Source organism: Streptomyces sp. NPDC005791 (genome assembly GCF_042871485.1).
Taxonomy (GTDB): domain Bacteria; phylum Actinomycetota; class Actinomycetes; order Streptomycetales; family Streptomycetaceae; genus Streptomyces.
The window spans coordinates 345314-357674 of record NZ_JBIAIP010000006.1 but is presented as its reverse complement, the minus strand read 5'-3'; the positions used below and the strand labels follow the sequence as shown (position 1 = coordinate 357674).

12 protein-coding genes and 1 pseudogene are annotated in these 12361 nt (G+C 70.5%); 8 read left to right on the top strand and 5 right to left on the bottom strand.

The features are described 5' to 3' along the window. Positions 1–124: 124 nt before the first annotated feature. The 3 genes from ACFYSH_RS14990 to ACFYSH_RS14980 are packed head-to-tail and all read left to right on the top strand — an operon-like array spanning position 125 to position 4821. On the top strand, positions 125–955 hold the full coding sequence (locus tag ACFYSH_RS14990; protein ID WP_388752720.1) for a hypothetical protein: 831 nt from the start codon (positions 125–127) through the stop codon (positions 953–955). Next, complete coding sequence (locus ACFYSH_RS14985) at positions 945–4322, top strand: CHAT domain-containing tetratricopeptide repeat protein (RefSeq protein ID WP_359466698.1); 3378 nt, start codon at positions 945–947, stop codon at positions 4320–4322. The genes ACFYSH_RS14990 and ACFYSH_RS14985 overlap by 11 nt, the downstream gene beginning before the upstream one ends. 1 nt (position 4323) lies before the next feature. Next, positions 4324–4821 (top strand): hypothetical protein, encoded by a 498-nt coding sequence (locus ACFYSH_RS14980; RefSeq protein WP_359466696.1) that lies wholly within the window; start codon positions 4324–4326, stop codon positions 4819–4821. A gap of 252 nt (positions 4822–5073) precedes the next feature. Here ACFYSH_RS14980 and ACFYSH_RS14975 read toward each other — a convergent pair whose 3' ends face one another. Continuing rightward, positions 5074–5247 (bottom strand): hypothetical protein, encoded by a 174-nt coding sequence (locus tag ACFYSH_RS14975; protein ID WP_359466693.1) that lies wholly within the window; start codon positions 5245–5247, stop codon positions 5074–5076. 423 nt (positions 5248–5670) lie between these two features. Between ACFYSH_RS14975 and ACFYSH_RS14970 the strand changes: the two genes are divergently transcribed. From ACFYSH_RS14970 to ACFYSH_RS14950, 5 genes are all read left to right on the top strand, one after another. After that, complete coding sequence (locus tag ACFYSH_RS14970; protein ID WP_359466690.1) at positions 5671–6165, top strand: hemerythrin domain-containing protein; 495 nt, start codon at positions 5671–5673, stop codon at positions 6163–6165. Positions 6166–6570: 405 nt separating this feature from the next. Beyond that, positions 6571–6969, top strand: a complete 399-nt coding sequence (locus ACFYSH_RS14965) for an STAS domain-containing protein (RefSeq protein ID WP_359466687.1) — start codon at positions 6571–6573, stop codon at positions 6967–6969. After that, positions 6966–7658: a response regulator gene (locus ACFYSH_RS14960; protein WP_388752715.1), complete on the top strand. Its 693-nt coding sequence runs from the start codon at positions 6966–6968 to the stop codon at positions 7656–7658. The genes ACFYSH_RS14965 and ACFYSH_RS14960 overlap by 4 nt, the downstream gene beginning before the upstream one ends. Further along, complete coding sequence (locus ACFYSH_RS14955) at positions 7655–8761, top strand: sensor histidine kinase (protein WP_359466681.1); 1107 nt, start codon at positions 7655–7657, stop codon at positions 8759–8761. Before ACFYSH_RS14960 ends, ACFYSH_RS14955 begins: the two co-directional genes overlap by 4 nt. After that, positions 8758–9162, top strand: a complete 405-nt coding sequence (locus ACFYSH_RS14950; protein WP_359466679.1) for a response regulator transcription factor — start codon at positions 8758–8760, stop codon at positions 9160–9162. Before ACFYSH_RS14955 ends, ACFYSH_RS14950 begins: the two co-directional genes overlap by 4 nt. Positions 9163–9206: 44 nt before the next feature. On the opposite strand, the gene ACFYSH_RS14945 is transcribed toward ACFYSH_RS14950, so the two are convergent. From ACFYSH_RS14945 to ACFYSH_RS14930, 4 genes and pseudogenes are all read right to left on the bottom strand, one after another. Continuing rightward, complete coding sequence (locus tag ACFYSH_RS14945; RefSeq protein WP_388752711.1) at positions 9207–10166, bottom strand: anti-sigma factor RsbA family regulatory protein; 960 nt, start codon at positions 10164–10166, stop codon at positions 9207–9209. Beyond that, the gene (locus tag ACFYSH_RS14940; RefSeq protein WP_388752708.1) at positions 10163–11038 is read right to left on the bottom strand and encodes an MEDS domain-containing protein; all 876 of its coding nucleotides are present in this window, start codon (positions 11036–11038) and stop codon (positions 10163–10165) included. Before ACFYSH_RS14940 ends, ACFYSH_RS14945 begins: the two co-directional genes overlap by 4 nt. A 179-nt stretch (positions 11039–11217) precedes the next feature. After that, positions 11218–11808: pseudogene (locus tag ACFYSH_RS14935) on the bottom strand (hypothetical protein). Positions 11809–11857: 49 nt separating this feature from the next. Further along, positions 11858–12328 (bottom strand): GNAT family protein, encoded by a 471-nt coding sequence (locus tag ACFYSH_RS14930; RefSeq protein WP_359466670.1) that lies wholly within the window; start codon positions 12326–12328, stop codon positions 11858–11860. Positions 12329–12361: the final 33 nt, after the last annotated feature.

Genomic DNA, 12361 nt, shown 5'->3' with positions numbered 1-12361 from the left:
AGCTCCTTTCGACGCTGAGGAGCTTCCGCGGGAGTGGGTCGAGCGGCTGCCGGTGCCGCAAGCGCCGTTACAGGACCGGTTGCGCGCGCTGGGCCCCTTCTTCGAGGTGTCGAGGCGGGGTCCCGTGTACGAGCATCTGCTCGGGGTCGCGATGCTCCGTGCCGGCCAGGTCTTCGGGGCGGCCGCCTCACTGCTTTCGGCGCTCGGCGCGGACCCCCGAAGACGCGGTGCGTGGGTGGACGCGGCCACGGCCTACGCGGCGACGGAGCGGCTCGACCTGGCGATGTGGCTGTTGGCACACGTGGTGAGCGGATTCGAGGACATCGGCCCGCACACCTCCCCCTATCCGAAGGACTCGCCACGTGCCGCGGAAGCCCACAACCGCCTGGTCGCCGTTCGTCGCCAGCACCTGCAACACGTCGACGAGCTGCGCTTCCTCGACCTGCGCACGGCGGTGGATGCGGAGATACGCGAGCATTTGGGCGACGAACCGCTGGGCACGGAACGGCTGTTGCTGCACACCGCGGCGCTGATCTCCCTCGGCGAGGCGCAGGACGCGCTCGAACCGTTCGACCGGGCGGCGGCGCTGCTGGAGGAGGACGGGTGGCCGGTGGCGGGCACGACGCTGGAGCAAATGGCCCGGATCCGCATCGCGGCCGGTCCCGCGCAGGAGCGGGACGAGGTGCTGGCGCTCCTGCGACGGACCGCACCGCACTCGGAGGTGCTGGCGCGTCTGCACAGGCCGACCCTCCTGGAACGGCGCATGGGCGAGCAGGAGGCGTCCTTCGAGGCGCTGCTGCTCACGACGGAGGCCGAGCGTGGGCAGCAGAGCCCGCGCGAGCCGTTGGAGCAGCTGCGGCTGCGCGCCCGCGCCTCCGAACACCCGGAACCGTACCGAGAGGCCCTGTCGCGACTCGACGGGCACCGGAGGAGGGGGCAGCACGATGCAGGATGAGGACCGGCAGGCATTGCCTCTCCAGATCGCGCTCCGCAGCCTGTCCGCCCCCACGTACGAGGAAGTGCTCGACCTGTTCGGGCAGATCCCGCCGGGCCGGCACGGGGAGACGGTGGACTACCTCCGGCAGCATGCCGAGATGGTCGGTGGCTGGGGCCGCGTGTCGCTCGCGGACATGGCGGTGTTCCTCGCCGACCGCTGCGAGGCCCTGGCGTCCGAAACGGCCGCCACCGGGCAGGCGGAGGACTTCGGCGGCGGCGGCGCGGGATTCCCTCAGCTGCTGCGCCGCGCCTGCGCGGCCGGCGGGGTACTGGGCGCCTACCGGGTGCTGGAGGGCCACCGCTCGCTGTTTCCGGACAAGCCGGTGCGGTCCGCGGTGCGGCTGCTGGCGGAGTGGGGTGCCGACCGGACCCACAACGCCCATGCCATCGCCGCGCTGGGGCTGCTCACCGAGGACGGTCCGAGCCGGGTGACAGCCCGTGCCGACTGGGCGAGCCACCTGCTGGAGCAAGGCCGGAACCACCGGGCGCTCTACCACGCGGCCCGCGCGCTCTCGTTGCAGCACGCGGTGGGCGACGCGGGCTCGCTGGTGAACACCTACCTGCAACTGGCGTCGGTGTACCTCGCGATGGACGACATGCCGCGCCGGGCCGAGGTGCTCAAGCAGGCGCTCGTGGCCATGGCCCCGGAGCCCGACGTGTCCTCCTTGGAAGAGGCGACGGTTGCCTACCAGCTCGCGGACACCCTCATCTCCCTGCACCGCTACCGAGAGGCCGTGCCCGCGCTGGAGCGGGCGGAGGCGTTCGCCGCGCGTCCGGACAACGACTCGGACCGTGCGTTCATGCCATCGCGGTCGGATCTCCTCAGCCATCGGGCCCACGTGGCCGAGGCCGTCGGTGCGCTGGGAGCGGCGGCCGACGCCTACCGTGAACTGCTGAAGCTGCCCGAGGTATCGATGCAGGCCGCGCCGCGTACTTCGGTGACGTACGGCCTGGTCTCCTGTCTGGAGCGGACCGACCGCCAGTGGGAGGCGTTCGAACTGCTCAGCAACGAGCTGGAACGCGCCGAGCAGCAGGGGGCGGGGCAGATGCACGCAATACCCTTGCGCTGCATGCTTGCCGGGCTGCTGCTCTCCGGCACCGATCCGCGCCTGCCCCGCGATCTGTTCTCGCTGGAGTCGCAGCTGATGCGCGGCATCTTCGAGATGGCGGGTTCGACCTATCCCTGCGCAGGCGAGCTGTTCGTCACCATGGGCGATCTGGAGCTGTCCGAGGGGTATGACGAGGGCGCGGCGGAATGCTACCGGTACGCCCTGTACGTATCCGGGGACTCCGAGCACACGCGGCAGCCGGAGCAGCTTCCCGAGCGGCTGCGCGAGCGCATGCTGATCTCACAGCTGCTGCCGCTGGGAGGTCCCGAGGAACCTGTCGCCTTCGTCCTGGCCAAGCTGCGCGAGCGCATGCTCCGCTTCCTCCCCTCAAGTCCGCCGATGCTGCCGGACACGTGCCTGCTGGCGTTGCAACGGCTGTGCCGCGTCGAGCGCGCCCCGGAACAGCGCAGGCACCTGGCGGCCCGGCTCACGGAGGGGCTGTGCCGCGCGCAGGAGCGGGAGCCGCAAGGCACCTTGCAGACCCTGACGGTGCCGGTGTGCGAGGCGATCGCCGAGGTTCGCGGACCACTGGAGGCGGCGCGGCTGCTGGAGGAGGTCCTCGCCTCCTACGTCGCCTATGGCCGGCTCCCGGACCCGGACCTGCCCCTGGGCCTGGCCCGGCTACTGCTGTGGACACCAGGCGGGCACCGACGGGCCTTCGAAGTCCTGTGGCACCACCGCGCCCTGCGGTTGCGCACGCGGGAGCTGCATCCGGTGCTCCAGGACGCGGACCAGGCGGCTGGACTCGTACTCCCCCTGTACGAGGCGCTGCTGTCCTTGCTGTACGAATACCGCGAGGACCTGCCGTTGCCCGACGACCGCCCGCCGGGGCTGCTGGCCTTCGACCTGCACGAGGAGGCGAAGGCGCGCGGGATAGCCGAGGACCTGGCCCGGATGCCGCTGGCCGAGCCCGTACGCGTACCGCAACAGGTGTGGGAGAAGGAGCAGCAACTGCTCTCCGCGCAGCGGTTGCTGGCGGGCGGGCAGCGTCCGGACAGGGCCTGGATCTGGCGCGAGTACGGGCGGGTACTCGAACCCCTGTATCAGGCGCTGGAGCCGGTCGCGCCGGAGTACGTGCGGCTGCGCACTGCCCAACCTGCGGACTCCTCGCAGGCATTGCGGCTGCTGGACGACGCCGCCCCGGAGGGAGGCATGGTGCTGGCCTCCTACTTCACCGGCGAATCGGAGACCTTCTGCTTCGTGCTGGCCTCCGGCGAGGACGCGCTGTGGTGGTACCGCATCCCGATGGGGCGAGCGGAGCTCCATGCGGCCGCGGAGCAGATCCGCCTCGTTGTCGACGGCGACCGCTCCGCGTTCCCCCCTGTCCCGCCGATCAAACCGCGGCGGCCCGCCCCGCTGCCCTTGGACGGCCTGACCGAGCAACTGCTGCCGTTCCACGAGCTGCTGGCGGGGCGCGAGCTGCTGTGCGTGGCGCCGCACGGGCCGCTGCCCGTACTGCCTCTCGGCGCGATGCGGCTGCCGGACGGCCGGTACTGCATCGAGCAGACGGCCCTCGTGTACACCCCGAGCATCTCCGCCCTGGCCGTTCTGCGCGCCGCGAAGCCGGCCGGTTCGGGGGCCGTGCTGTGCGTACGGGTGGCGGCGGAGGAGGATCTGCAGGGCAACGGCACCGGATTCGAGGCCGACGCGCTCCGCACCGGCCCCGGCTGGCGGCTGTCCTCCCTCGCCGGGACGGAAGCCACCCCGGACGAGGTCCTCGCCGGCCTCGAGCGGGCCGACCTTGCCTACATTGCCTGCCATGGGTACCAGGACCACAGCGACCCGGAGAACTCCGCCCTGCTGCTCTCCGACGGCACCGACCGCCCCAGCCGGCACGCTGACCCTTCTTCGCAACGGGCGCGGCGGACCTTTCTCCGGGCTCGCGACCTGACCGGCTCGCGCACCCCGTCCCGCGTGATGCTGCGCGCCTGCTCGGTCGGCTGGCACGAACCGGACCACCCTGGCGAGGATTTCACCGGCCTCCCCCGCGCCCTGCTGCGCGGCGGCACCCGCACGGTCCTCGCCCCGATCTGGCAGGTTGACCGCACGAGCTCCGCCGCTCTGCTCGACGAGGTGATCGGCGGGGTGATGGACGGCCGTCCGCTGTGGCGCGCGCTGTGGGACGCGCAGCGGCGCATGCTCGCCGACACGGACCACGTCTACCTGTCCCACCCATACCACTGGGCGGCGTTCGTTCCGCTCGGAGACTGGAGCTGACATGGCCGACGACATCCACGCCGAACGGTGGGCCGCCCTGCCGGACCGGACCGTCCTGCTCGCACTGGAGGAGGCGGCCCACGAACTGGGCCGCACCTACCCCACCGGCCTGACGAACGCGTTCGAAGCGCACGAGGTCCTGAAGGCACTGTTCGCGCAGGCGGGTGCCGGGGCTCCCCCGCTTCGGGCGGACGATCCCTCGGCCGCCGCGCGCCGCGTGCTGGCCGCACTCGCCCGCGAGGAGGGCGCGCGGAAACTGGTCGAGGAAGTCCTCGCCGACCCGCCGGAGGACGACCAGATGGGAGGCGACGACCTCGTTGCCGACCTGACCGTCCTTGCCGGCGTCCTTGCCTTCCTCCGCCTGCACGTCACCTTCCGGTTCAAGCGCAACGACAGCCGCAACACCGTCGAGTTCCGCCTTGAGAAGAAGCCCCTCAGCGACGGCACTCTTGCCACCCTCGTCCGCACCGTCCTCAGCCTGATGAACCGCGAGCCGTGATTCCACGAGGTCGAGGAGCCGATGTTCGACCGCGGCGTGATCGTGTCCCACGAGACGCTCCACCGCCTCCGCGATACCCGGGTCGACCTGGGACGGCACCACGGCCTCGCGGTGCGCTTCGAGGGCGCGGCGGGCACGGTCGGCTGGGCTCCGGTTCGGCGGCGACCGTGGCGGGGCCGGCTTTCATGGGCGCGGGCACCATGTGCAGGGCGTGGACGTACGCGTTCGGCACTTACGCGTTGGCCGCCTCGATCAGCTTCGGCGCGCTCCAGCGCAGCTGCGTCCGCAGGCCGGGGCGTCGGTGACGACGTCCGGGCGGCCGGTGTCCGCGTCGAACGCCACCGCGTGGGCGCGTTCGGGCACGGCCGCAGCGAGGATGCCGTCGCAGGGGGCGAGGATGTTTCCGCCGGCGGCCGGGGCTGCCATGCCGCGCTGCGTCATTATCACCCCGGTCGCGCTCCCCCAGCCCGAGAGGCTCGCGGCCGTCCCGGCGTACGTCGGTGCCGGTGCGGCGCTTGACTTGTGCACGCCTGTCTCCGAGGTGGCCCGGGCGTATGTGACGACGGTGGAAGGCTCCGCGCAAGGCCAGACCATACGCCCGTGACTGACAGACGGGCCCGGCCCGCGGCCCTGGAAGGTGGCGGGCCGACGGCCTGGGCGAGAGTCGGCCGACCTCGGCTTCGGCTCGGGCTCGTGCTGGCGAGGCGGTAGGAGTCGGTGCCGGTCTCGATGATGGTGCTGGGCCACAGGGTCCGCGCGACAAGGCCCCTACGCCGCGCTCGGCCCCGGCCGCTTGCCCTCTCCTTCCGCGGGTACCAGCGGTGCACTGACCGAGGAGAGGAGCTCGTGGTGTCCGAAGCGCGTGACGTGGTGGCCGTGATTCTCGAGGACCATCGCACCATGGAGGAGTTGCTGCGGCGGATGCGCAGCGTCGAGGAGGACCGAGGGGCGGCTCTCAGTGACTTCGCCGCGCTCCTGATCGCCCACGGAGAGGCGGAGGAGGCCGAGGTGTACCCCGCGCTCAAGCGGTTCCGGAACGTGGACAACGAGGAAGTCGAGCACGGAGAAGAGGAGCACCACGAGGGCAACAAGGCTCTCCTCTCCCTGATGGAAGTGGAAGAGGTCGGCTCCGACGAGTGGGACGAGAAGCTGGAGGCACTCGTCACGGCCGTCACCCACCATCTCGACGAGGAGGAGCGCACGATCCTCAACGGAGCACGGGAGAGCGTGCCGGACGCGCGTCGCGCCGAACTCGGCGCGGTCTTCATCCGGGACAGGGAGAAGCACCTGAAGGCCGGCTGCGGGACCATCGACAGCGTCCGCGCGGTGGTCCGGGAGCACTGAACCTCGCAACGTGTGCGCGGCACCCGTCCGGACAGGCCGGCCGGGTGTCGTCGGCCGACGCCCGCTCCTCCGCGGAGCATGGACCAGAAGGCGGTACCCGTCGGGATGCCGGCCCGGCTGAAGGGGCGGAATGCGGCCCGAGGTGACGCGGAGTCCCGTCCACGCTTCCCGTGCCGGCCCCCGCCGCCAGCCTCCGTCGGTGCGTGTTGACTTCAGCGCCTAGTGCAGATTCACTAGAGCGACACTGATGTCCACGCACTATGAGCTAGTGCCGTGGCAGCTGACAACAGGGGCCCTCCCCTCCCGCAGGAAGGGCTCGTGGGGCCGCGCTGCGCGGATACGCGCCGCATGTGAAGACGGAGAGGTGCGGACGCTTTGACCCTTCACCCGTTCACGTCGCATGCCGTGGTTCATTCGGGCCTCGCGCGCGTGACCCTGGTCGGCGAACTCGACCTGGACACGTCCTCCTTCGTCCATGATGCGGTCACGGCTTGTCTGACGGAGCAGCCGACGAGCCTCTGCCTCGATCTGACCGGCGTCTCCTTCTGCGACTGCGCCGGCCTGAGCACTCTGCTCAGGGCACGGACATCCGCACTACGGGCAGGCGTGGATCTTGTCCTGGAAGGAGTCGGGTCACAGTTGGCACGGCTGCTCTCCCTGACCGGGTCCGACGACCTCTTCGCCGTGAGCGACGCGCGTACGAGCACGGAGTCGGCTCGCTGCGCGTGGGAAACAGCCGCACCTCCCTCCGACACCGCGACCGCGGCGGCCGGGCTGTCACCACTCCGGGACCTTCCGGCATGATGCGTGTGTCCGCCACCTGCAAGGATGCACCGATGCCTTCATCTCCCCCGCACAGCCGACCGGTCAGAATTCTGTTGGTCGAGGACCACGACATGGTGGCCGAGGCCATGTGCCTCGCCCTGGAGCGTTCACCCGATCTGCAGATCGTGGGTCGGGCGGCGTCGGTGGCGTCGGCGCTGTCCGACGCGAGGCGATGTGAGCCGGACGTCGTGCTGATGGACCGACGTCTGCCGGACGGCGACGGGGTGACCGCCATCGCCGACATGCTGGCGCTCGTGCCGGATGTGCGCGTACTGATCCTCGCGGGCGAGGGCAGCGGGTCGGTGGCCGCGCGCGTCGCGGAGACCGGCGGAGCCGGCCTGATCCTCAAGGCCCGGGGGCTGAGCGAACTGGAGGACGCCGTCCGCAGGGTGGCAGCGGGCGAGATGGTGTTCAGCCAGGATTTGCTGGGCGACGTGCTGGAACGGTTGACCGGCAGGGCCCCCGGGCTCGGCGCGAATCTGACTCCGCGGGAGCGGGAGGCTCTCCACCTGCTGGGGGAAGGGCACACCACTGCGGAGATCAGCGATGAGCTGGGGGTAGCCCTCAACACGGGGCGCAACCACGTCCAGCGGATTCTGGAAAAACTGGGAGCACGTTCCCAGCTGGAAGCCGTGACGATCGCGCGACGTGAAGGGCTCCTCAAGTGACGCTGGAACGTCCGCACAAGCGGGCGCGGAAGCAGGCGGCTCCGCTGTCGGAAACGGCCTTCACGCTGCTGGTTCAAGGAGTGCTGGACTACGGCATTTTCATGCTCGACCCGCAGGGTTACATCATCAGCTGGAACGCGGGGGCGGAGCGGATCAAGGGGTACCGCGCCGACGACATCCTCGGACAGCACTTCTCGGTCTTCTACCCGCCCGAGGACCAGTCGGCGGGCAAGCCGCAGTGGGAACTGGAGACCGCGGTGGCCGAAGGCAGACTGGAGGACGAGGGCTGGCGCGTCCGCCAGGACGGTTCCCGGTTCTGGGCGAACGTGGTCATCACCGCCCTGTGGGACGAAGAAGGTGTGTTGCAGGGATTCGGCAAGGTCACCCGCGACATGTCCGAACGGCGGGCAGCGCAGCAGGCCCTCAGCGAGCGGAGACGGTTGTTCGACCACCTGGTCCAGGCGCAGGAGACGGAACGACGCCGCATCGCGTGGGATGTCCACGACGACTCCATCCAGGCCATGGTCGCTGTCGGGATGCGGCTCGAACTGCTGGCGGAGCGGGTGCCGGAGGCGCACTCCGCGGAACTGCAGCGTCTCGACGCGGCGGTGCGCGAAGCGATCGGCCGTCTCCGGAGCCTGACCTTCCGGCTGCACCCGCCCGGGATCGACAGGCACGGCCTGGTCGAAGGGCTCTCGAGCCACCTGGACGACGTCGTCCGCTCCGCCTGGGGGATGGACTACTCCTTCGAACACAAGCTGGACCGCGAGCCCACGCCGGAGACGGCCATCACCATCTTCCGTATCATTCAGGAAGCATTGCTGAACGTGAACAAGCACGCCCGTGCCACCAGGGTCGACGTCCGCGTCACGTCCGCCGACGGGGGCATCGTGACACTGGTCGCGGACGACGGGACCGGCGCACCTCGTTCCGAGGACGGCGCCCGAGACCACTTCGGTGTCGTCGAGATGCGGGAGAGGGCCGAGACGGCCGGAGGCTGGTGGTCCATGCACAGCCGCCCCGGCACGGGCACGACAATCGAATTCTGGGTGCCGAACCCACTCCCGCTTCCGGCGTCGGCGCCTACGGGTGGTACGCCGTGACCGCGGAGACACCGGACGGCTCCCCCGGTCCCCGGCTAGGTGTGATCCTGTGCGACGACAACGAGATGCTCCTGGAGACCCTGAGCGAGGTCGTTCAGGCACAGCCCGATCTCGAAGTGCTGGGCACCGCGTGCAACGGCGAGCAGGCGGTTCGACTCGCGGAGCGTCATCAACCGGACCTCGTGATCCTGGACGTCCGCTTCCCCGGCGGCGGGCCCTCGCTCGCCAGGGACATCGCACGGTGTTCACCGGCGAGCCGCATCGTGGCGTTCTCCGCGTACGACGACAAGGGCTCCGTCCAGCAGATGACGAGCGCCGGTGTGTGTGAGTACGTACTCAAGGGCGCGAGCAACCGGGAACTCCTGGCGGCGTTGCGCAGGGCGGCGACAGGAACCCGCTGAAGCAGCCGAGGCAGGGACGGTGACCGACGGATGACTCCGCCGGCTCATTCCAGTCCCATGTGGAGGCGCAGGACGAGTCCCTGTGCCACGGCCCGGATCTCGACCAGATCGCAGACCTGGTGCATGATCCACACCCCTCGGCCACCGGTCGATGCCCGGGGGTCGGGCCGGCGGCGGCCGGTGAGGGGATCGGCCAGCAGTCCCTGGTCCCGGATCTCCGCGACGAGCTCGCCGTCGGCGCGCCACATGCGCAAGGTCCCGCTGCCGCCACCATGGCGGACCGAGTTGCTGGTCGCCTCACCGATGGCAAGGAGCCAGTCCGTGCGGCGAACCGGCGGCAGTCCGGCGGCGGCCGCCCATCGGTCGGCCTGATCGCGCACGGACGCCAGCCCCTGCTCGCCGAAAGGGACGACGACGGCATCCGACGGCTCCGGGAGCGGGGTGTCACAGTCGCGGCAGACCTCGTGAGGATCGGTGTAGCGGGAACTCTCACGGTACGCCCCGGGATCACCGACGACCGGGTGGGTGCGGTAGGCCTGTGCCAGCACGTACTCGGGCAACGCCGTGTCGTAGGGACACAGGATACTGACCGGACGTCCGGTGAAAGCGAGGTTGATCAGTGCTTCGTGGCGGGTCGCCTCCCACGCCTCCGCCGGCGTACGTCCGACCCAGATCGGCTCTCCGACGATCGACACCTGGGTACGTGTGTCCCCCGCACGTTCCGCGAAGTCCTGGAGCATCGACAGGATGCGTCCCGGGTTGCGTCCCGCCTGGTGCATGTCCACCCAGCTGACACGCTTGTGGTCGCCGTCGACCAGCTCCTGCAGCAACGGAAGGCGTGGGCCGGGCACAGCCACCAGCACGGAGTGCTCGTGGTCCAAGGCGTCCTGGACGAAGGTCCCGACCCCGTCGAGGTACTCGTGGTCGGTACCGTAGAACAGGGCCGGGTGGTGGAAGGCGGCCTGCCGGCCGGGGTCGGCCGAGGTCGGCCCGTACGTAGTCATCGGTCCACGACCTCCACCACGGAACTCAGCTCCGGGAACAGTTGCAGTAGTCGCCGCAGCGGCGAAGGTGCCTGCCATACCTTGAGCGGCGAGCCACCCGGCTGCCCGGCCGCGGCGTCGGCCAGAACGGCCAGTGAAGCCGCGTCGATGTGACGCAGGGCAGCGAGGTCCAGCTCCCTCTGCCGGTCTGACGCACCTGAGATGACGGCAGCCGCGGCAGCGACCGTGTCACGTGTGTCGTATCCGGCCGATCCGGACATCCTCAGGCCCGGCCGGTCCGCCAGCGGAGTCACCCGCAGAGCCGGTCCTGCGTGCGGTTCACCCCGGTGCGTCAGGTGGGCGCTCGCCAGGAGACCCACGTACTCGTCGGTCATCAGGCGGCGGTCGTAGAAGCACCACGCCGTCAGCGGCAAGCGCGCGAAGACCTCCTCGTGTACGCGCAGTTCGTACTCGAGCAGCCGGTCGGCACCGGCGATGTCCCGCGCCCCCCAGGACATCTCGCCGATCGCCCGCAGCCCTCGGTATCCCGCGGCACAGGCCGCATCCGCCGCCTCGAACCACATCCCGATCATCGCGTCCGGATCGAAGCCGGAACAGGCGAGACAGGTCTGCGCGGCGACCGACACGGACAGCTGGCCGCGGGTCACGGCGCCCGCCGCGTCGATGCCCGCGTCGGTCAGCGCCCGCATCACACGCTCGGGGGCGGTGGTGTCCGCGAAATACCGCACCTGCTCGCACTTTTGCAGGCCGCTGCGGACGAAGGCGGCAAGGTGGTCGGCCCACTGGCGGTCGTCGGAGAAGACCACGCTGGAGTGGCGGCCCCCCGGCGACTCCCGCCCAGGGGGCGCCGCCACTCCTCGTGCCCTCGTCATGTCGCTCCCCCTGTCCCGCCCGGTGCAGCCTTCCCGAACATGGAAACACACGGATGCGCTGCGCCCGGTGCCGCCGGGCGCCCGGAGCCGTCGGCCGGCTGCCCCACAGGGCGCCGGCCTCGCCCTCGCTCCGCAGGAAAGCGGCCCGCGGGTAAACGGGCGGGGCCGCGGCCTGGGTGTCAGAGCATGATGAGCAGGCGCGTATTCGTCTTGCGCTTTCTGTCCACCGGACGACTCTGCACGTACACCTCCAGCCGGGGTGTTCCCCGCCTTGACGGAGACGGTCCCGTGGAGGCCCGTACCGAACAGCAGGCTGCGCGCTGCGTCGCCCGTGTACGCGCGGTCGGTGTTCCTCTCCACCACGATGACCTCCTTGTCGGCCTTCAGCAGCCGGTACTTGTCGGCCGGGACCGGTTCGAGGCCGGGAGGGCACCCATCTTCGCCGTGATCCTGTCGAGCCACGGGCCGAGGCGTTCTCCTCACCGTCCGTGACGACGATCTGGAGGAAGCCGTGCTCGCCGTACTCCTCCTCCTCCCAGATGTGCCCCAGGTCGTCCAGGGACCTGAGGGATGCCTCGATGGGGCCGTGGCGCCGTTGTCGACCTTGGACAGGCCCCGCATGGACGGCAGGTGCTGCACGTTCATCTCCCAGACCAGGTTCTCCACCTGTGGTCGAAGGAGAACAGGGCACGTGCGCGGTCTCCGACGGACCGGATGGAAGGCCCGTCGGAGACGCCCGCCCGGCAGGCACCCGCTTGGGGCGGATGGATGTCGGGCGGGCACCGTGCCGTGCCCGGCTTCGCGGGTTTCCGGCTGTGGTCAACGCCGCGCGACGGCGGAAGGGAGTTCGAGCATGATGTGCTCCTGTTCGCCGTACATGACCGTGCTGGTGCGCCGGAAGCCGTGCTTCTCCAGCAGCCGCACCGAGCCGGTGTTCCCCGCGAAGGGGTCGGCGTACAGAGGCCGCGTCGTCTCCCGGCCGAGGAAGAGCGCCAGCGCCTGCGAGCCGACGCCCCGGCCCCAGTACTGCCGGCCGAGCCAGTACCCGATGAAGCGCCTTTCCTCGTCCCACCACGCCACCAGGTTGCCCGCCAACTCCCCGTCCACAGTGACGGCTTGCACCAGGACGGTGGGGTCGCCCAGGACCTTCGTCGTCCAGTGCCTCATGAAAGCCCCGCGCTCCCGGGGCGGGAAGTTCGACCGGCGTACGGCCTCCGGGTCGTGTTCCTGGGCGAGGAACACCTCCAGATCGGCCTCGACGACATCTCGCAGACGCACCTGTTCAGTCATGTCAGCGGAGTCTGCCACCCGCCTCTGACAATC